This window comes from Pseudomonas sp. B16120 (assembly GCF_044218845.1).
Taxonomy (GTDB): Bacteria; Pseudomonadota; Gammaproteobacteria; order Pseudomonadales; family Pseudomonadaceae; genus Aquipseudomonas; species Aquipseudomonas paracarnis.
This window is the reverse complement of the sequence record NZ_CP162588.1, coordinates 734,385-752,135: the sequence shown is the minus strand read 5'-3', so window position 1 is coordinate 752,135 and position 17,751 is coordinate 734,385. Positions and strand designations below refer to the sequence as shown.

Here is a 17,751-nt window from a genome sequence, read left to right as displayed (position 1 = left end):
TTGGAAGAATCAAGCGAGAGCGGGTGTTGTGAATACGATCAAGTGTGGGGGCTGGCTTGCCTGCGATGCGGGCACCTCGGTGTATCCGTCATACCGAGGCAGGCAAGCCAGCTCCCACAGGGGTTCTGCAGCATTCGTGAACTCGCGATCAGCCCTTGAGGCAGGTGCTCATGAATGTCTTGCGCGCATCACCGGTCAACGCCTTGGTTTTCGCCGACGCATTGCAGTCTTTCATCTTCTGCTGCTGCGGGGTCAGGGTCTTGGCGTCGTTGGCGGCAGGTGCCGACAGGCAGGTCTTCATGAAGGCCTTACGGTCATCGCCCTTGAGCGTCTTGGTGGTGGCCTCGGCATTGCAGGTGGTCATTTTGTTTTGCTGGGCAGTGGCGGCAAAACCCTGGGCACACATCAGCAGGCCCATCATCAACAACGGAATACGCAGCATCTTCATGGAGTTTTCTCCCTGTTACCGTGCCGACGGGCACGGCCTACAGCGCAGTGTAGTCAAAACCTGTTACAACTTCACCGGCCACGAATGTTCGCCCGCCGATATTGCTCCGGCGTGCAGCCGGCGTGGCGTTGGAACATGGCGATAAACGCTGAGGCGGTGCTGTAGCCCAGATCAAACGCCACGTGTTGCACACTGCGGTCGCTGTCCAGCGCTTCGATGGCCGCCAGGTAGCGCAAGCGCTGGCGCCATTCGCCGAAGCTCATGCCCAGCTCGCGCACAAACTGGCGCGCCAGGGTGCGCTCGCTCACATGCACCTGCTCGGCCCATTGCGCCAGAGGGCGGTTGTCTCCCGGTTCTGCCTGCATGCCCTCCAAGACCCCAAGCAATCCCGGGTGGCGGGCGTAGGGCAGGAAGCAGTCGTGGACCGGCGCCTGCCTGAGCTGGTCCACCAGCACCTGGGCCAGGCGGATGTCGGCATCGGTGCGCGGTGCATTGACATCGCGCAGGGCGAAATCCTTGAGGATCGCCTTGAGAATGTCGCTGATCGCCAGGGTGCAAGGCTGCTGCGGCAACTGCTCGCACAGCTGCGGCGCCAGCCCTACGGAGTGGTAGACAATCGCCTCGGCATTGTAGGAGCTGTGCTCGGTAAGCGGCGGCACCCACACGGCGTATTGCGGTGGCGACATGAAGCGATTGCCCGCCACTTCCATGCGCATCACACCGCTGGCCGAGTAATCCAGCGAGCCCCATGTGTGCTGGTGGGGGGTGCATTCGGTGTCCGGGGCAAAATCGGAATACCGAAAGTACACCGGGCTTGGCAGGCGGGCGAAATCGGGCAGGCGTACGGTGTGTCGGGACATATTGTCTGGATTCAACGCTCAGTTGTCTGGATCGCAGTATAGGCTTCGATCCAGACAGAGGATAATCCTGCCTCGTCAACACACTGGGTTTCTTTTCAATGCAATACGCGTATCCGCTGCTGGCTATCTTTATCTGGGCCGGCAACACCGTGGTCAACAAATTGGCCGTGGGCTCGATCTTCCCGGCTGAAATCGGCTTTTACCGCTGGCTGTTCGCTGCGTTGCTGTTCACGCCGTTCATGCTCAAACCGGTGGTCGCCCACTGGCCGCAGATCCGTCCCAACCTGGGCAAGATCTTTATCCTCGGCGTGCTCGGCATGGCGGTGTATCAAAGCCTGGCCTATTACGCCGCGACGCTGACCAGCGCCACCAATATGGGCATCATCCTGTCTCTGATGCCGTTGATGGCGCTGACCGCCGCGATCATCAGCCTTGGCCAACGCCTGACCTTCGGTGCGCTGACCGGCGCGGTGCTGTCGTTCGCAGGCGTGGTCGTGGTGGTGTCGGCCGGCAGCCTGGGCGCGTTGCTGCAACATGGGGTCAACCTGGGCGACGGCATGATGCTGGTGGCAACATTGGCTTATGCGGTCTACAGCACCCTGCTGAAAAAATGGCAGCTGCGCCTGCCGCCGTTGGTGCTGCTGTATTTGCAGGTGCTGGTCGCGGTGATGGTGCTGCTGCCGCTGTATCTGTTCTCGGCCAAGGCCGGTTTGGGCTGGGCGAATATTCCGCTGGTGCTATATGCCTGCCTGCTGGCTTCGATGCTGGCACCGCTGGCGTGGATGCACTCGGTCAAGACCCTGGGGCCCAGCCGTACCACGTTGTTCTTCAACCTGCTGCCGCTGATTACCGCGCTGATTGCGGCGGTGGTGCTGAAGGAAGAGTTGGCGCGGTATCACCTGGTGGGTGGCTTGCTGACCCTGGGTGGAGTGATCCTGTCGGAGCGCTGGACCACACCGGTCAGACGCCCTCAGGACACATCCTGTTAAATCCGATAAAACTTTTCGCCTGGCCCGGGACTCACAACCAATAGCGATCACGCCGGCAGAGCGTGGCGTACAACCGGATTAGCCCCAGGAGATTGAAATGACTCAAGCACAACTGACTGACGTTGCGACCCTGCGCAGCCGCGCCCGCCAGAACGTCGAAAACGGTGCCGTGACCGAAGGCTACGACGCCGACCGTCAGGAAATCATCCGACTGCTCAACGAGTCGCTGGCCACTGAACTGGTCTGCGTGTTGCGCTACAAGCGTCACTACTTCATGGCCAACGGCCTCAAGGCCAGCGTGGCTGCCGATGAGTTCCTGGAACATGCGACCCAGGAAGCCGAGCACGCTGACAAACTGGCCGAGCGTATCGTGCAACTGGGCGGCGAGCCGGAGTTCAACCCCGACCTGCTGTCGAAAAACTCCCATGCGCAATACGTGGCGGGTAACACCTTGAAGGAAATGGTCTACGAAGACCTGGTGGCCGAGCGGATCGCAGTAGACAGCTACCGCGAGATCATCCAGTACATCGGTGACAAAGACCCGACTACCCGCCGCATCTTCGAAGACATCCTGGCTCAGGAAGAAGAACACGCGGACGATATGGCGGATATTCTGCAGGATCTGTAATAACTAACACCGCAACATCCCCCTGTGGGAGCGGGCTTGCTCGCGATAGCGTTGGATCAGTTGATAAATCATTGACTGATACCCCGCTATCGCGGGCAAGCCCGCTCCCACAATTACTTCACGGTCTTGGGCGCCTTGCCTTCCTTCATCTGTTGCAGCAACGGTGCGCACTCATTGGGCTCGCCACCGCTTGGGGCAACCAAGGCGAGCAAGCCAGCGGCCGGCCCGGCGATCACGCCCAGGGCGACCATGCCTGCACCACGTAGCGCCAACGGAATGGCTTTCACGCCAGCATTGGGCTTGATGAAAGGTCCATTGACGTAAAGCGGTGAACGCAGGGAGAACAGGCGAAAACCCTTGGATTCCGGCGTGATGGTCAGGTCCAGTTGCTCGGTGGCCATATTCGCGGTGCCGTCGATGTAGATGATCGCGTTCTCGGTATCGAACACAAACAACCGTGTGGTCGCCAGGCCCGTCTTGATGCCGAAGTCCGCCGCCGCGCAGTTGATCTTTACCTCTTCGTCGCCGAACAGGCGGCCGACCACGTAGTTGCCCACGTTGAGCCCGGCGATTTCCATCAGGCTTCGGCTGATGGCACCATCGTTGATGAGCATCTTCAGGTCACCGTTGGATGTGCCCAACAGTGCCGCCACCGAGTTACCGCGCCCGGTAATATCAGCATCGCCGTTGAGTTCACCGAAGCTGGTTTTCATCGGTTCGAAAGTCGGGAACAACTGCTTGAGCTTGAAGTTGCGCGCCGTCAGCTTGGCGCGGCCCTCCATCGGCGTAGTGCGGCCGTTCAAGCGAATCTGCGCATCGAGCTTCCCACCGGCCACGCCAAAGCGCAGGGGTTCAAGGCTCAGTTGGCCGTCGTTGAGCACCAGGTGGGTGTAGAGGTCGGTAAAGGGCAAGTCGGCACTGTGCACGATACGCTTGCCGGTGAACTCCACATCGGCATCCATATCGCGCCAACGCTCGGTGCGGAACTCCTCAACCGGCAGCACTTTGGTCGCCGGTTGCTTGCTTTCACCGCCACGGGCTTTTTGCTTGGCGTTGGAGTCCGCGCCAATCAAAGGCGCCAGGTCATCCATCAGCAGTTGGTTGGACACCAGCGCGCCACTGAGCTTGGGGCGTGGCTGGCTGGCGACATAGGCCAGGTCGCCGTGGATGTCGCTGTTGCCAATCTTGCCGTTGAAGTTCTCGTAGCGAAAGGAGGCGCCGCTGGCCTCATGCAGTTTGGCGATCAGGTGGCCGTCGGTGGAATAGGCCGGCGAATCCGGCAGGGTCACGCCGGTCAGCGGATACAGGTTGCCCAGACTGCTGCCTGAAAGCTTCAGGCGCAAGTCCAGGGCGCCGAGGTTCAGCGGGTCGGTCAGGGTGCCGGCCAGGGCGATGCTGGTGTCCGCGATCTTGACCTGGGCTTGCAGCGGGAACGGCTTGGCCGCGTCCTGCAAGGCCAGCAAGCCACCGATCTTGCCCGTGCCCGCGAGCTTCTGACCATGATATTGACCTTTGACCTTGAGGCCGAACGCGTAGTCCTGGGGCGCCGAGCCTTTTTCCAGGGCCTTCTTGGCATCGGCGTCGCCGACGATTTCACCGAAGGGGATCGGCTTGCCCAGCGGGTCGATGATCACATCCAGCTGGGTCTTGATGCTTTGATCGTCAAGGGTCACATGGCCTTTGTCGAAGCCGATGGCGCCAATATCCACCACCCAGTTGGACGGTTCGGCGTTGGGGTCCTTGGGGTCGAACTTGAACGTCCAGTTGGCGCGGCCATCCGCCAGGCGCTGCAACTGGGCACTGGGTTCGGTGAGGTCGATGCGGGGGATCACCACACGCTGCACCAGCAAGGCCAGGGGCGAAATGCGCAGCTCAACCTTCTTGAGCGTGACCATCTGCGGTTGTTTCGACCAATCGGGGTTCCCCAGAGTCAGGTCTTCGGCAATCACATGGGGCCACGGCACCCAGGCGCGCCAGCCGCCTTCATCGGGCTCACGCTGCCACACCACGGCGAGGTTGCCGTTGATGGCGAACGGACGATGCAGTTCTTCGGAGACCTTGGCATTGAGGGGCGGCTTGATGCGGTTCCAGTCGAAGAACACCAACACCAGTACCACGATGGCAATCAACAGAACGAAGCTGGCGCAGCTCCAAGCGAGAATTTTACGAGTGCGCGTCATTGCACAGGGCTCCTGAATACGACTGGCTGGGCAACAGCCTTTTAAACAGCTTATAGGACTACGACTGGCAAAGTGCCTGGGGGTTTAACGCAACGGCGGATTTAGCCGAAAAAAGCGATTTTCCTGATCAACCAGACAATTTTCCCCATCGACGACGCACCATTGTTACCCAGGTTCGTGTCGAAAATACCCACATCGGTGCAAAGCCGCGGGCTTGAGAGGCTCGATCTAGAGCCTCCGGCGAGAACAATCAATTCTGTTGATTATTACCATTGTGTTTATGAACTTTTATATCGACTTATCAAGGGTAACATTAGCCCTGTACCCACTTTATCGCCCTCCCTAGGAGCAACCATCATGAAACGCCAATTACTCGCTACCGTTCTGTTATCTGTCCTGGCTTCCAGCGCCTTTGCCCTGCCAGCTGCCGAACAGGCCACCCCACAGAACAAAGCCCAAGCCGTGCAAACCAGCCAAACCGTGGCTCGCAGCGGTTCGCAAGAAGACGAAAACCGTGATTACGCCAAAGGCGCCGTAGCTGAAAATGGCTACAACCGTCTGCAAGAGAAAGGTTTGGTCGAAGGCGGTGCTGAACAAGCCAACAAACGTGCCTACACCGAAGGCGTTGCTGAAGGCGGTGCCGACCGTCTGCAAGAACTGCATCAAGCACAGAGCTAAGCCTGTGGTGGCCCAGAAAAAAGCCCGATCTGCCGATCGGGCTTTTGCTTTTATATAGACCGCGTCACGCCCCGCCCCTGCCAAGTTCGACGCCGGCAAAGCGCTTTTGCTAGAGTGCGTCGCTGTACTTGCCGACAAAGCTCATCCGCTCATGCTGCCCCGCGCCGAACAGAAGCAACAGACCCGCCTCGCCCTGATGGACGCAGCCCGGCATCTGATGGAGTGCGGCCGTGGGTTTGGCAGCCTGAGCCTGCGTGAAGTGGCCAAGACGGCGGGTATCGTGCCCACCGGTTTCTATCGCCATTTCGCCGATATGGACCAGTTGGGGCTGGTACTGGTCAGCGAGGTCGGCCAGACCTTTCGCGCCACGATCCGCCTGGTGCGCCACAACGAATTCGTGATGGGCGGCATCATTGATGCCTCGGTGCGCATCTTTCTCGATGTGGTTTCGGCTAACCGCTCTCAGTTCCTGTTCCTGGCTCGCGAACAGTACGGCGGCTGCCTGGCCGTGCGCCAAGCCATCGCCGCCCTGCGCGAAGACATCACCCGCGACCTGGCCGCCGACCTGACGCTGATGCCCAAACTCCAGCACTTGGATGCCGAAGGTTTGCATGTGATGGCCGACCTGATCGTCAAGAGCGTGTTCGCCACCCTGCCCGATATTATCGACCCACCGGCCCACGCCCTGCCGGCCCACCTTACGCCCCAAGCGAAAATCACCCAGCAACTGCGCTTTATCTTTATCGGCCTCAAGCATTGGCAAGGGCTGGGCAGCACCGAATAAAGCAATCAACCCGCCGTGTGGAACCGTTTGGCGCTGGTGTAGTGCTTGTTCCAGTAGCTATTGCTCAATGAATCGATACGAATGGTTTTGCCGGTGCGCGGCGAATGAATGAATTTGCCGTGGCCAATGTAAAGCCCGACATGGCTGACCTGGCCGCGCCCGTTGCCTTTGAAAAACACCGCATCCCCAGGCTTCAACGCATTGCGCTTGATGGTCGCCGCCGATGAACGGTGCATGGCCGTGGTGGTGCGCGGTATCTGGATATTGGCCTGGGTCTTGAACAGGTACACCAGGAAGCTGCTGCAATCGAAGCCCTGCTCCGCCGAGGTGCCGCCCCACTTGTAGGGTGTACCGAGCAACTCATGGGCGCGGTCGATCACGTCGTCGATGGAAGCCGGCTTGAGGCTTTGCAGCGACGAGCCGAAGCTGGCGCGGGGCTGAAAATTGGCCGATGCCGATGAAATAAAGAAGGTCAGGCTGACCAGGCATATACAGAAAATTGATCGAAGCATGATGAACGTCGCGGTGGTATTAAACAGGGCGCATAGCCTAAAGAACCCTCAGGTAATCTCATGAACTCCAAATCCTCATGATTCGTAGGACAAATCCTAAAAACTGCCTACAGAGAAAAAGATGAAAGAAATTTCATCAAGACAAGCGCCTCCATCAACGCAAAACGCCCTTCGCCGGTGCTATAAACCTCGCCACGCACCAAATTGATTCACACACTGAATTATCTGACGCCCTATTGAGCAGCATGCCTGCCTGACTACAGGGAATTCCTACTCAATCCCGTGATTGGCAAGCCCCTTGCTCTAGGTCTTTCATCGCTCACAGCTGGAAGCTCTCTGATGCTGGTGATACATCGCCGAATCGCCCCCCAAGCCCTCTGGGCCGCCGAGTTGCTGCTCAATTACGAAGCCCGCAGCAAAAGCCGCCTGCGCTGTTTCAGTGCCGACGGTGAAGACGTCGGCCTGTTTTTGGAGCGGGGCCAGCCGCCCTTGCATGATGGTGAATTCCTACAGGCAGAAGACGGACGCGTCGTACGGGTGTGCGCCCGCCCTGAACAACTGCTGCATGTCACCTGCCGCAACGCGTTCGAGTTGACTCGCGCCGCCTATCACCTAGGCAACCGCCATGTAGCCCTGCAAGTCGGTGACGGTTGGCTGCGCCTGCTCGATGACTACGTGCTCAAGGCCATGCTTGAACAGCTGGGTGCCGATGCACAGACCATCGAAGCGCCGTTTCAACCCGAGCACGGCGCCTATGGCGGCGGCCATCATCATTCGCGCCATGGGGATGAAGACTTCAACTACGCCCCCAAGCTGCATCAGTTCGGCGTACGTCTATGAACCCAGCCTGGGCGCTTCTACGCCTGGCCAGTCCGCAATTGCCGATTGGCGGCTACAGCTATTCCCAGGGCCTGGAAATGGCGGTGGACAACGGCCGCGTGCAGGATGCCGCGAGCGCCCGACGCTGGATCAGTGACCAGTTGCTGCTCAACCTGGCGCGTTTCGAAGCGCCGCTGTTGCTCGCCCATTGCCGCGCAGCCATCGAGCAGGACTGGGCGCAACTGGCGCAGTGGTGCGACGAGCACCGCGCCAGCCGTGAGACCCGGGAGCTGTATCAGGAAAGCCGCCAGATGGGCTACTCCCTGCAACAGTTGCTCAACGGCTTGCCGGAACTGGACGACAGCGCCCGTGACTTTCTCGCTCAACGCGACGAACCGCACCTGGCCCTTGGCTGGGCCTTGGCCGCGCGCGCCTGGCACATCAACGCCGACGACGCCCTCGCCGCCTGGCTGTGGAGCTGGCTGGAAAACCAATTGGCCGTGCTGATGAAAACCCTTCCACTGGGCCAGCAAGCCGCCCAGCGTCTAACCAGTGAACTGCTGCCGCTGCTGCAACAAGCCCAGCAGGATGCCGAGCGCATTAACCCTAACCATTTGGGCAGCGCTGCTTTTGGCCTGTCCCTGGCGTGCATGGCCCACGAGCGCCAGTACAGCCGCCTGTTCCGTTCCTGATTCTGGAGAAGCACATGAACACACAACCCCTGCGCGTCGGTATCGGCGGCCCGGTAGGCTCGGGCAAGACCGCCCTGACCCTGGCCCTGTGCCTGGCGCTGCGCGATCGCTACAACCTGGCGGTGGTGACCAACGACATCTATACCCGTGAAGATGCCGACTTCCTGGTGCGCAACCAGGCCCTGGCGCCGGAGCGCATCATCGGCGTGGAAACCGGCGGCTGCCCACACACGGCGATTCGCGAAGATGCCTCGATCAACCTGGAGGCCGTGGACCAACTCAACCGTCGTTTTCCGGGCCTGGACCTGATTCTGGTGGAGTCCGGCGGCGACAACCTGTCGGCCACCTTCAGCCCGGAACTGTCGGACCTGACCATCTATGTGATCGATGTGTCTGCGGGCGACAAGCTGCCGCGCAAGGGCGGGCCTGGCATTTGCAAATCCGACCTGCTGGTGATCAACAAAATCGACCTGGCCCCGCTGGTCGGCGCGTCGCTGGACCTGATGAACAGCGATACTCAACGCATGCGCAACGGCAAACCCTTTGTGTTCAGCAACCAGAAAACCGGGGTCGGCCTGGATGACATCGTCGCCTTCATCGAACGCCAGGGCCTGCTGACCGCCGCCTGATCAACCCATAAGGAACCTGTCCATGAGACTCAACAGACTTTTCGCCGCCGCCGCGCTGCTGCTCGCGCCTGCCCTGGCCTTCGCCCATCCGGGCCATGGCGACAATGGCCTGGTGGCCGGTATCAGCCATCCCCTGGGCGGCCTCGATCACTTGCTGGCCATGCTTGCGGTAGGCCTCTGGGCGGCCCAACAAAAAGGCGCCGCGCGCTGGGCGCTGCCATGCACCTTTGTCGGCACCATGCTGATCGGCGGCGTGCTGGGTTTTGAAGGGCTGCAACTGCCGGCGCTGGAAAGCGGGATTGCTGCTTCGGTGCTGGCCTTGGGCCTGGCGGTAGCATTGGCGGTGCGGCCGCCGCTGTTCGTGGCCGTGGGCGCCACGGCGTTGTTTGCGCTGTTTCATGGCGTGGCCCATGGCCTGGAACTGCCGGATATGACCAGCCCTTGGGCGTATGCCGCTGGGTTTGTGGGGGCGACCGCGGCGTTGCATGCAGCCGGTTATGCAGTCGTGCGCTTTTTGCCAGCTGCTGCTGCACCCTTGGTGCGAGTGGCCGGGGCGGCTTCGGCGGCGACTGGGGTGTGGTTGCTGGCGGGCTGATTTGCGGCACTGCTGAGGGCCTCTCGTTCCCACGCTCCGCGTGGGAACGCAGCCGAAGACGCTCTGCGTTCCAAAGCATGACGCAGAGCGTCATAAAATGCATTCCCACGCAGAGCGTGGGAACGATCAGCCTGCTACCATGCGCGCCTACACCCCTGCCGTGACGACGCCAGCCAATGCCCATCGCTTCCCCCTCTTCCCTGACGCCTGTGCTCACGCACTTCCATGACCTGATCGTGCCTCTCTGGCAAGGCCCGGGCTGGAATGCCGACCTGGCACTGCCCTTTGAGGCCCTGGACGCCGACCACCAGCCACTGCCCCCCCAGCGCTATCGCGCCATGGCCTGCGCCCGGCAGCTGTACCTGTTCGCCAGCCTGATCGGCGAACCCGGCGCGGCTTTCGCCGAAGAACGTGCGGCAGCGCTGTTTCGCTCCCTGCAACGGCACTTTCATGATGCCGAACACGGTGGCTGGTTCTACAGCATCGACCCTGCCGGCCAACCGCTGGACAAGCGCAAAGACCTCTACACCCACGCCTTCATTATTTTTGCCTGCGCCCATTACTGGGCCAAGATGCGTGAGCCGTTGGTGGAATCGGTGCTCAACGCTGCCCTGGAAGTCGTCGCCCAACGTTTTGCCACCGGTGACGGCTTGTACGAGGCCGTACTGGAACGCAATTGGGCCTCCCTCAACTCAGGCCCGTTGCAAAACCCGCTGATGCACCTGGCCGAAGGTTTCCTGGCCACCCTCGCAGTGCGTGAGGACGCCGAGGTACAAGCGGCCCTGCTGGCACTGGCGACGGCCATGCAGCAACGTTTCATCGACCGCGAGCACGGCGTGATGATGGAAAAACCTGTGGGCGCTGTGGATAACTGGTTTGAGCCGGGGCATCAGTTCGAATGGTTCTTTTTGCTCGAGTCTTCAGCTGCGCTACGCGGCACCGCGCTGCATGGCTCGCTGACACGGGCATTTGCCTATGCCGAGCAAAAGGGTGTGGATAAGTTAAGCGGGGCGGTCAGCGGCATGCTTGCGCTGGATGGCACGGTGCGCGACGGTACCCAACGGATCTGGGCACAGGCGGAGTACCTGCGGGCGTTGACCTTGCGGCCAGGCAGTGAAGCGGTGCTGCAGCGTCAGTTGCAGGCGCTGCAACAGCGCTTTTTGCATGCCAAGGGTTGGCATGAATGCCTGGATGCCGAGGGTAAGGTGAGCCGACGGGATATGCCTTCGACTACGCCTTATCATTTGGCGACTTGCTATCAGGGCTTGGTCCAGCATCTGGGCTGACCTGCTGGGCCCATCGCAGGCAAGCCAGCTCCCACAGTTGATAGTGTTCGCACATTTAAATGTGGGAGCTGGCTTGCCTGCGATAGCCTCACCTCGCTCTAACAGACTTTAGGCAATCCACTTGCGATCCCCGGTAAAACTGATCGTCAACCACCGCGCCGCATCCGCCGCCCCAAGCCCTGTGGATATCTCTTCCCGCAGCCCATCGAGAGTCGCGACGTTATCCACCGGGTAATTCGCTGGCAGCACCACATGAATTTCGATAAACCGCGCACGCCCGTGCTTCTGCACATAGGACACATAGTCGTCGAAACCATGCTTGGCCTGCGCCGCGTCCATCACTTCGCGAACCTTGTCGTCCAAGTGATCCGGCGCGATGCCCAACACTTCGCGCAGCGCCGGGCGCAGGATCTTGAATGCCGGCGCCAGCATGCTCAGGGCCAGCAGGATCAGAATCAACGGGTCCACGTAGACCGCCCACTCGCCATAGCCCTGGGACTTGAGCAACAGTGCGGCCAGGAAGCTGATCAGCAAGCCCACCGACAGCATCGCGTCCACCAGCCAACTGATGTTGTCGAACTGGATCAGTGACGATTTGAGTGTGCGATTGCGGTAGCGCACATAGAAGAAGTAGGCGAACTCCACGACGGTAAACACCGCCGCATAAATGATCACCAGCCCCAACTCGATTTCGCGCCCGCCATTGATAATGCCGAACACGCCATTGAGGAACGCGTAGATGGCGATCAGCAGCAGGAAACTGCCTTCGATCAACAGCACCATTGGCTCCAGGTGCCAATAGCCGAACTGGAAACGCTCGTTGCTTTTCTTGGCGATCAGCTTGGCCGTGATCAGCATCAGCACCTTGATGGCGGTGGCGATCAGCGAGAAAAAGCCGTCGAACAGAATGGATTGGGCGCCGGATATCACACCCGTGACAATCCCGGCGATCGCGACTGCGAACATCAGGATAGTCGATTGTTTGAGCAGTGCCTGCTCACCTCGGTTACTCACATTGCCTCCTGTCAAAACCTTTAAACCGCTGGGTGCGGTGGGGTTTTCAGGCGGGCAGTGTACCTTATGCCGCATTTTGGCCGATTTGCCGCCATCGCAGGCAAGCCCCCTCCCACACTTGGATGTGTGAATACCGTCAAATGTGGGAGCTGGCTTGCCTGCGGTGGCAGCGACGCGGTCTTAGCCTTTGGCCCCACGCTCAATCGCAAACCCAGCCCAGGTCTGGCTCACCGGCATCAGCTCCAGGCGGTTGATGTTCACGTGGGCCGGGGTGTTCATCACCCAGAAAATCGTATCGGCAATGTCCTGCGGCTGGATCGGCTCGGCACCTGCGTAGGTGGCGTCATAACGCGCCTGGTCACCGCCGAAGCGCACCAGGGAGAACTCGCTTTCACACAAGCCCGGCTCGATATTGGTCACGCGCACGCCGGTGCCTTGCAGGTCGCAGCGCAGGTTCAACGAAAACTGCTTCACGAACGCCTTGGAACCGCCATACACATGGCTGCCCGGGTACGGGTAGTTACCGGCGATGGAGCCCAGGTTGATGATCCCGGCCCCGCGGCCATGGGCAATCAGGCGCGGCAACAGCAGGTTGGTGGTGGTCAGCAGGCCCTTGATGTTGGTATCGACCATGGTTTCCCAATCGTCGAGGTCGCACTTGGGCGCAGGGTCGGTGCCCACGGCTAGGCCGGCGTTGTTGATCAGGCCGCGCAGCGTGGCGAACGACGGCGGCAGGTTGGCGATGGCCTCCTCCATGCCTTTGCGGTCGCGCACATCCACCACCAGGCCATGCACTTCGGTCTGCTTGGAAAGCTCTTGGACCAAGGCATTCAAGCGCTCGGCACGACGACCGGTGAGCACCAGTTTCCAGCCGGCCTCGGCAAAACGACGGGCACAGGCTTCGCCGAAACCTGAAGTAGCGCCAGTGATAAACAGCGTGTCGGACATGGTGTTCTCCTTGCGGGCATCGGGAAAAAAACAGCCAGCAGAATGCCCTTACGCCGCGTTTGCGGCAACCGCTGTGCACACACGCGCATGCTTGACTGATCACTTTTTAATCAAGCGACGCAAAGCCTTATAAACCGTAGCTTGCAGCCATATGCGCGCAGGTTATCCACAACTGCGCCCACAGTCTTTGGGGGCAAGTGCAAACGGCTCAAAGCCACTGTGTACAAGGGTTGCAGGCGGTTTTATAAAGTTTTTTGCTTGACCTGGGCAAGCGCCTATGTAGCCGGCGACAAATGCTGAAAAACACAACGATGGCTCCAGGCCAGTCATTGCGGCCCCTGCGCGCGTCTTTCCAGAGTTTAATCACAGACTTATCCACAGGCCGTAACGACTTATTTCGTTCATATACCTGTGTCTTTAAACAGGTTGACAAACCCTTGAGACGGTCGCGAAAAACACACTGATCGAAAAACAACCAACACGCTACAAGCCACGTGGTTAAAGGCTTTCAGCCAGCTACTCCCACGTTACCCACAGCCGGTTCCACAGTGGATGGGGACAAGTCAAAACTGTGACAAAACAGGGATTTGCGGCGACTATATGTCGCGCTTTTGAGGTGGGCTGGATTTGTTTTCCACAATTTGGTTGAGCGCTTGTGGACATCGCAAAAACAAATGTGGGAACCGGCTTTGGGTGGGAGCTAACTTGCCTGCGATGCGGCCACCTCGGTATGTCAGCTAAACCGAGGTGATGCTGTCGCGGGCAAGCCCGGCTCCCACATAAGGCCCGGTTCCCACAGGGTTGATGCGCCTGGATCTTAGGTCAGTGGCCGCCCAGGTAGGCGTTGCGCACGTCCTCGTTCACCAGCAACTCCTTGCCGGTGCCGGTCAGGCGAATCTCACCATTGACCATCACATACGCTCGGTCCGACAGGCGCAGCGCATGGTTGGCGTTCTGCTCCACCAGGAAGATGGTCATACCGGTGGACGCCAGCTCGCGCAGGGTGGAAAAGATCTGCTTCACCACAATCGGCGCCAACCCCAGGCTTGGCTCATCGAGCAGCAACAGCTTGGGCCGGCTCATCAGCGCACGGGCGATGGCGAGCATTTGTTGCTCACCACCGGACATGGTCATCGCCCGCTGGTTGCGCCGCTCCTTGAGCCTGGGGAACAGCTCGAACATGCGTTGCATGTCCTCGCTGGCGAACTTGTCGCCAATGGGGATAGTGCCCATCAACAGGTTTTCCTCGACGGTCATGTCGGGGAACACCCGCCGCCCTTCCGGCGACTGCGCAATGCCGTTGGAAGCGATGTAGTGGGACGATTTGTGGGTAATGTCGACGCCGTTGTAGAGGATCTGCCCCGACTCGGCCCGAGGCTGACCGAAGATCGACATCAGTAACGTGGACTTACCCGCGCCATTGGAGCCGATCAGGCTGACGGTTTCGCCTTCGTTGATGTGCAGCGAGACTTTTTTCAGGGCCTGGATCGGGCCGTAGAACACGTCCAGGTCCTTCATTTCGAGGATAGGTGCACTCATACCAACTCCTCTTCATCCGCGCCCAGGTAGGCGGCGATCACTTTCGGGTCGTTGCGGATCGCATCCGGGCCGCCTTCGGCGATCACGTTGCCGTGGTCCAGCACCACAATGTGGTCGGAAATACTCATCACCATGCCCATGTCGTGTTCGATCAGCACCACCGTAAGGTCGTGTTCGTCGCGCAGCAGGCGAATCATCGCGCTGAGGGCTTCGGTTTCCTGTGGATTGAGGCCCGCTGCCGGTTCGTCCAGGCAGATGATCTGCGGCCGCGTGCACATGGCGCGGGCGATTTCCAGGCGGCGCTGCTGGCCGTAGGAGAGCTCGCCGGCCAGACGGTTGGCGCAGTCCACCAAGTCGACCACTTCCAGCCAGTAGAATGCGCAGTCCAGCGCATCGCTTTCGGCCTTGCGGTAGCCTTTGGTATTGAGGATGCCGGCAAGCATGTTGCGGTTGACCCACATGTGCTGGGCCACCAGCAGGTTTTCCAGCACCGACATTTCCTTGAACAGGCGAATGTTCTGGAAAGTGCGCGCCAGGCCGGCACGGTTCACCAGATGGGTGCCGCCGAACATCTTGTAGTACACGCGGCTGAGGAAGCTTTTGGGCGAGACAAAGTCGGTGGCCTCAAAGCGCTCACCCAGCAACTGAATGACGTTGGTTTGCTTGCCCCGCACGTTGAGCTCGATCTTGCCGCCACTGGCTTTGTAAAAGCCGGTGAGGCAGTTGAACACCGTGGTCTTGCCGGCGCCGTTGGGGCCGATCAGGGCGAAGATCGAGTTGCGTTTGACCTGTAGGCTCACATCACTGAGGGCCTTGATGCCCCCGAAGTGCATCATCAGGTGTTCGACAGACAGCACGACTTCCTTGCTCATGGCGCTACCCCCTTGCGTGGCGTCACACCGGTACGACTAATCCGAATCAAGCCACGCGGTCGCCAGATCATCATCACCACCATCAACACCCCAAACAGCAGCACGCGGTACTCGGAAAAACTACGCAGCAGTTCCGGCGCCACGGTCAACACGAACGCTGCGATCACCACGCCGACCGTCGAGCCCATGCCGCCCAACACCACGATGGCGAGGATCAACGCCGACTCGAAGAAGGTAAACGACGATGGGTTGACGAAGCCCTGGTAGCTGGCAAAGAACACCCCGGCCAAACCGGCGGTGGACGCGCCGATGGTGAAGGCCGAGAGTTTGACCAGCACATGGTTCAGGCCCATGGAACGGCAGGCGATTTCATCTTCGCGCAGGGCTTCCCAGGCGCGACCGACCGGCATGCGCGTCAGGCGATGCTTGATGTACAGCACGGCCAGCACCACCAGAAACAGCACGATGTAGATGAACATGAACTTGATGTTGGGGTTGTAATCGATGCCGAAAAACTCGTGAAACGGAATGCCGCCATCCTTCGCACGCTTGCCGAACTCCAGGCCCAGGAAGGTCGGTGACGGCACGGGCATCCCGTTCGGGCCGCCGGTGAACGACAGCCAGTTGTTGAGCACCAGGCGTATGATTTCACCAAAACCCAGGGTCACGATGGCCAGGTAGTCACCGTGCATTCGCAGCACCGGGAAGCCGAGTATGCACCCCGCCAACGCCGCCGCGATGGCCGCCAGTGGCAGCACCGTCCAGAAGCCCAGGCCCAGGTATTGATAACCCAGCGCCAGGCCGTAGGCACCGATGGCATAGAACGCCACGTAACCCAGGTCGAGCAGGCCCGCCAGGCCCACCACGATGTTCAGCCCCAGGCCGAGCAATACGTAGATCAGCCCCAGGATCACCACGGTGAGCAGGTACTTGTTGGCAAAGATCGGGAACACGATGGCGATCACGATCAACGCCGGGATGATCCAGCGCAGCCGCGACTTGTAGTCCGGTGGCAGCACGTGCACGCCGGAGCCGCTGCTCTCGAACCCCTGCAGGATCTTCACGCCCTTGGAAGTTTGCAGGAATAGGCTCAAGGCAAAGCGCCCGGCCATCACGATAGCGACCAGCACGGCAACCCGCGCAGGTTCCAGGTTGAAGCTGTAGCCGTCGAGCACCACGCCGACAATCGGGCCGAATACGATCAGCGAAATCAGCCCCGCGAGGACCGTATCGACCACACTTTTCTTGATATCAATGGATTTGGCAGCAGACATGTTTACACCTTCGCCACAAGTGGGCGACCAAGCAGGCCCTGGGGACGGAAAATCAGAATCACCACCAGCAGGGAGAAACTGAACACGTCTTTGTAGTCAGAGTTGATCAACCCCGAGAACAGCGACTCGGAGATACCGAGGATGATCCCGCCCAGCATCGCCCCAGGCAGGGAGCCGATGCCGCCGAGGACCGCCGCGGTAAACGCCTTGATGCCGATGATGAAGCCGGCATAGAAGTCGAAGGTGCCGTAGTTGAGGGTGATCAGCACGCCGGCCAGGGCAGCCATGGCTGCGCCGATGACGAACACGTAGGAGATCACTCGGTCGGTGTTGATGCCCAGGATCGAGGCCATCTTGCGGTCTTGCTGGGTGGCGCGGCACATGCGGCCGAGCTTGGTGTATTTGATGATGTAGGTGAGCAAGGCCATGCCGGCGAACGCCGCCACGAGGATGAACACTTTGGTGTAGGTCAGTTGCACGAACCCGGTGCCGATATCGACGCGCCAGGCGCCGGCCAGCAGGGTGGGAATGCCTTGTTGCTTGGCGCCCTGGGCGATCTGCGCGTAGTTCTGCAGGATCAGCGAGATACCGATGGCGCTGATCAGCGGTGCCAGGCGGGTGGAGTTACGCAGGGGTTTGTAGGCGACACGCTCAATCACCCAACCGTACACGCCGGTGACGACTACGGTGAAGATCAAAGTACCGAGAATGAGCAGCGGGAAGGATTCGATGCCGAAGTAAGCCAGCAGTGCCAGACTGATCGCCGCGAGGTAAGCGGAAATCATATAAACCTCGCCGTGGGCGAAGTTGATCATGCCAATGATGCCATAGACCATTGTGTAGCCGATGGCGATCAGGCCATAGACCGACCCGAGGGTCAGGCCGTTGACCAGTTGCTGCAGGAAAATACCATCCATAACGCAATCTCACGCGGTGAGCACCTGCACACCGGTGGGTGTGCGGCGCTTCTGGAGGAAAAGACAGGTTTGTTGCAATAGAGCAGG

At 60.1% G+C, this 17,751-nt stretch carries 19 protein-coding genes; 9 read left to right on the top strand and 10 right to left on the bottom strand.

The window, feature by feature from the left end:
- Nucleotides 1-148: 148 nt before the first annotated feature.
- The gene (locus tag AB4P90_RS03750; RefSeq protein ID WP_014716700.1) at nt 149-448 is read right to left on the bottom strand and encodes a PsiF family protein; all 300 of its coding nucleotides are present in this window, start codon (nt 446-448) and stop codon (nt 149-151) included.
- A 71-nt stretch (nt 449-519) separates the two neighbouring features.
- On the bottom strand, nt 520-1,308 hold the full coding sequence (locus AB4P90_RS03745) for a helix-turn-helix transcriptional regulator (RefSeq protein ID WP_003188122.1): 789 nt from the start codon (nt 1,306-1,308) through the stop codon (nt 520-522).
- A gap of 98 nt (nt 1,309-1,406) precedes the next feature.
- Here AB4P90_RS03745 and AB4P90_RS03740 point away from each other — a divergent pair, with 98 nt between their 5' ends.
- Together AB4P90_RS03740 and AB4P90_RS03735 are read left to right on the top strand one after the other, a co-directional pair.
- The gene (locus tag AB4P90_RS03740) at nt 1,407-2,297 is read left to right on the top strand and encodes a DMT family transporter (protein WP_014716699.1); all 891 of its coding nucleotides are present in this window, start codon (nt 1,407-1,409) and stop codon (nt 2,295-2,297) included.
- Nucleotides 2,298-2,394: 97 nt separating this feature from the next.
- A complete protein-coding gene (locus AB4P90_RS03735; RefSeq protein WP_014716698.1) occupies nt 2,395-2,925 on the top strand; it encodes a bacterioferritin in 531 nt (176 codons plus the stop codon).
- Between the two features lie 113 nt (nt 2,926-3,038).
- On the opposite strand, the gene AB4P90_RS03730 is transcribed toward AB4P90_RS03735, so the two are convergent.
- Nucleotides 3,039-5,105, bottom strand: a complete 2,067-nt coding sequence (locus tag AB4P90_RS03730) for an AsmA family protein (RefSeq protein WP_395605666.1) — start codon at nt 5,103-5,105, stop codon at nt 3,039-3,041.
- Between the two features lie 357 nt (nt 5,106-5,462).
- Between AB4P90_RS03730 and AB4P90_RS03725 the strand changes: the two genes are divergently transcribed.
- Nucleotides 5,463-5,783, top strand: a complete 321-nt coding sequence (locus tag AB4P90_RS03725; protein ID WP_003188116.1) for a hypothetical protein — start codon at nt 5,463-5,465, stop codon at nt 5,781-5,783.
- A gap of 151 nt (nt 5,784-5,934) precedes the next feature.
- Nucleotides 5,935-6,567 carry a TetR family transcriptional regulator gene (locus AB4P90_RS03720; protein WP_003188114.1) on the top strand — a complete coding sequence of 211 codons (633 nt, stop codon included), beginning with the start codon at nt 5,935-5,937 and terminating at the stop codon, nt 6,565-6,567.
- A 5-nt stretch (nt 6,568-6,572) separates the two neighbouring features.
- Here the strand turns inward: AB4P90_RS03720 and AB4P90_RS03715 are convergent, their stop codons facing one another.
- Nucleotides 6,573-7,079: a C40 family peptidase gene (locus tag AB4P90_RS03715; RefSeq protein ID WP_103451336.1), complete on the bottom strand. Its 507-nt coding sequence runs from the start codon at nt 7,077-7,079 to the stop codon at nt 6,573-6,575.
- Between the two features lie 339 nt (nt 7,080-7,418).
- Between AB4P90_RS03715 and ureE the strand changes: the two genes are divergently transcribed.
- The 5 genes from ureE to AB4P90_RS03690 all read left to right on the top strand — a co-directional run bounded on the left by ureE (nt 7,419) and on the right by AB4P90_RS03690 (nt 11,100).
- Nucleotides 7,419-7,919 (top strand): urease accessory protein UreE, encoded by a 501-nt coding sequence (gene ureE, locus AB4P90_RS03710; protein WP_014716695.1) that lies wholly within the window; start codon nt 7,419-7,421, stop codon nt 7,917-7,919.
- Nucleotides 7,916-8,590: an urease accessory protein UreF gene (locus AB4P90_RS03705; protein WP_020301618.1), complete on the top strand. Its 675-nt coding sequence runs from the start codon at nt 7,916-7,918 to the stop codon at nt 8,588-8,590. Before ureE ends, AB4P90_RS03705 begins: the two co-directional genes overlap by 4 nt.
- A 14-nt stretch (nt 8,591-8,604) precedes the next feature.
- Nucleotides 8,605-9,219: an urease accessory protein UreG gene (gene ureG, locus AB4P90_RS03700; protein WP_014716693.1), complete on the top strand. Its 615-nt coding sequence runs from the start codon at nt 8,605-8,607 to the stop codon at nt 9,217-9,219.
- A gap of 22 nt (nt 9,220-9,241) precedes the next feature.
- Complete coding sequence (locus AB4P90_RS03695; protein ID WP_038448676.1) at nt 9,242-9,814, top strand: HupE/UreJ family protein; 573 nt, start codon at nt 9,242-9,244, stop codon at nt 9,812-9,814.
- Between the two features lie 176 nt (nt 9,815-9,990).
- A complete protein-coding gene (locus tag AB4P90_RS03690; RefSeq protein ID WP_058410312.1) occupies nt 9,991-11,100 on the top strand; it encodes an AGE family epimerase/isomerase in 1,110 nt (369 codons plus the stop codon).
- Nucleotides 11,101-11,208: 108 nt separating this feature from the next.
- Here AB4P90_RS03690 and AB4P90_RS03685 read toward each other — a convergent pair whose 3' ends face one another.
- The 6 genes from AB4P90_RS03685 to AB4P90_RS03660 all read right to left on the bottom strand — a co-directional run bounded on the left by AB4P90_RS03685 (nt 11,209) and on the right by AB4P90_RS03660 (nt 17,664).
- Nucleotides 11,209-12,114, bottom strand: a complete 906-nt coding sequence (locus tag AB4P90_RS03685; RefSeq protein WP_014716690.1) for a cation diffusion facilitator family transporter — start codon at nt 12,112-12,114, stop codon at nt 11,209-11,211.
- Nucleotides 12,115-12,294: 180 nt separating this feature from the next.
- Entirely contained in the window at nt 12,295-13,062 is a 768-nt protein-coding gene (locus AB4P90_RS03680) for an SDR family oxidoreductase (protein ID WP_014716689.1), read from the bottom strand.
- Nucleotides 13,063-13,884: 822 nt separating this feature from the next.
- Nucleotides 13,885-14,601 (bottom strand): ABC transporter ATP-binding protein, encoded by a 717-nt coding sequence (locus AB4P90_RS03675; protein WP_003188103.1) that lies wholly within the window; start codon nt 14,599-14,601, stop codon nt 13,885-13,887.
- On the bottom strand, nt 14,598-15,473 hold the full coding sequence (locus AB4P90_RS03670; RefSeq protein WP_003188102.1) for an ABC transporter ATP-binding protein: 876 nt from the start codon (nt 15,471-15,473) through the stop codon (nt 14,598-14,600). Before AB4P90_RS03670 ends, AB4P90_RS03675 begins: the two co-directional genes overlap by 4 nt.
- A complete protein-coding gene (gene livM, locus AB4P90_RS03665) occupies nt 15,470-16,747 on the bottom strand; it encodes a high-affinity branched-chain amino acid ABC transporter permease LivM (protein ID WP_014716688.1) in 1,278 nt (425 codons plus the stop codon). The genes AB4P90_RS03670 and livM overlap by 4 nt, the downstream gene beginning before the upstream one ends.
- A 2-nt stretch (nt 16,748-16,749) precedes the next feature.
- Nucleotides 16,750-17,664 (bottom strand): branched-chain amino acid ABC transporter permease, encoded by a 915-nt coding sequence (locus tag AB4P90_RS03660; protein ID WP_003188099.1) that lies wholly within the window; start codon nt 17,662-17,664, stop codon nt 16,750-16,752.
- Nucleotides 17,665-17,751: the final 87 nt, after the last annotated feature.

What these genes read in the sequence shown, in the direction of transcription:
- AB4P90_RS03735 (WP_014716698.1), top strand. Translation starts at nt 2,395, where the DNA reads ATGACTCAAGCACAACTGACTGACGTTGCGACCCTGCGCAGCCGCGCC.
- ureG (WP_014716693.1), top strand. Translation starts at nt 8,605, where the DNA reads ATGAACACACAACCCCTGCGCGTCGGTATCGGCGGCCCGGTAGGCTCG.
- AB4P90_RS03715 (WP_103451336.1), bottom strand. Translation starts at nt 7,079, where the DNA reads ATGCTTCGATCAATTTTCTGTATATGCCTGGTCAGCCTGACCTTCTTT.
- AB4P90_RS03730 (WP_395605666.1), bottom strand. Translation starts at nt 5,105, where the DNA reads ATGACGCGCACTCGTAAAATTCTCGCTTGGAGCTGCGCCAGCTTCGTT.
- AB4P90_RS03725 (WP_003188116.1), top strand. Translation starts at nt 5,463, where the DNA reads ATGAAACGCCAATTACTCGCTACCGTTCTGTTATCTGTCCTGGCTTCC.
- AB4P90_RS03720 (WP_003188114.1), top strand. Translation starts at nt 5,935, where the DNA reads ATGCTGCCCCGCGCCGAACAGAAGCAACAGACCCGCCTCGCCCTGATG.
- AB4P90_RS03705 (WP_020301618.1), top strand. Translation starts at nt 7,916, where the DNA reads ATGAACCCAGCCTGGGCGCTTCTACGCCTGGCCAGTCCGCAATTGCCG.
- AB4P90_RS03750 (WP_014716700.1), bottom strand. Translation starts at nt 448, where the DNA reads ATGAAGATGCTGCGTATTCCGTTGTTGATGATGGGCCTGCTGATGTGT.
- AB4P90_RS03680 (WP_014716689.1), bottom strand. Translation starts at nt 13,062, where the DNA reads ATGTCCGACACGCTGTTTATCACTGGCGCTACTTCAGGTTTCGGCGAA.
- AB4P90_RS03675 (WP_003188103.1), bottom strand. Translation starts at nt 14,601, where the DNA reads ATGAGTGCACCTATCCTCGAAATGAAGGACCTGGACGTGTTCTACGGC.
- AB4P90_RS03740 (WP_014716699.1), top strand. Translation starts at nt 1,407, where the DNA reads ATGCAATACGCGTATCCGCTGCTGGCTATCTTTATCTGGGCCGGCAAC.
- AB4P90_RS03690 (WP_058410312.1), top strand. Translation starts at nt 9,991, where the DNA reads ATGCCCATCGCTTCCCCCTCTTCCCTGACGCCTGTGCTCACGCACTTC.
- AB4P90_RS03695 (WP_038448676.1), top strand. Translation starts at nt 9,242, where the DNA reads ATGAGACTCAACAGACTTTTCGCCGCCGCCGCGCTGCTGCTCGCGCCT.
- AB4P90_RS03660 (WP_003188099.1), bottom strand. Translation starts at nt 17,664, where the DNA reads ATGGATGGTATTTTCCTGCAGCAACTGGTCAACGGCCTGACCCTCGGG.
- AB4P90_RS03670 (WP_003188102.1), bottom strand. Translation starts at nt 15,473, where the DNA reads ATGAGCAAGGAAGTCGTGCTGTCTGTCGAACACCTGATGATGCACTTC.
- livM (WP_014716688.1), bottom strand. Translation starts at nt 16,747, where the DNA reads ATGTCTGCTGCCAAATCCATTGATATCAAGAAAAGTGTGGTCGATACG.
- ureE (WP_014716695.1), top strand. Translation starts at nt 7,419, where the DNA reads ATGCTGGTGATACATCGCCGAATCGCCCCCCAAGCCCTCTGGGCCGCC.
- AB4P90_RS03745 (WP_003188122.1), bottom strand. Translation starts at nt 1,308, where the DNA reads ATGTCCCGACACACCGTACGCCTGCCCGATTTCGCCCGCCTGCCAAGC.